1 protein-coding gene is annotated in these 253 nt (G+C 70.0%); it reads right to left on the reverse strand.

What is annotated here, in order from left to right:
- A partial coding sequence (locus tag SB753_RS39510; RefSeq protein WP_410805482.1) for a hypothetical protein occupies nt 1-181 on the reverse strand: 181 nt, incomplete at its 3' end.
- Nucleotides 182-253 lie beyond the last annotated feature (72 nt).

Raw genomic sequence — 253 nt, forward strand, 5'->3', positions numbered from 1 at the left:
GGAAGAAGTTGATCGTGATGGCCGCCCACAGGGTGAAGAGGTAGAAGCCCGCGCGTCCGGCGAAGAAGCGCCACGGGACCTTGCGGCTTCCGCGCTCGGCCGTGGTCGCGGTGGTGCCGACCTCGAGCGCGTCGTGGTTCTCGTCGTCGACGAGCGGAAGCTGGGGGGATGCGGTGGTCACTGTGCACCTCCGTGCGAGCCGGCGGTCGCGAAGTGCTTGTCGGGGTCGGGAGAGGCCGCCCGCAGTTCGCGC

It is taken from the genome of Paraburkholderia sp. SIMBA_053 (genome assembly GCF_046534895.1).
Classification (GTDB): Bacteria; Pseudomonadota; Gammaproteobacteria; order Burkholderiales; family Burkholderiaceae; genus Paraburkholderia; species Paraburkholderia caledonica.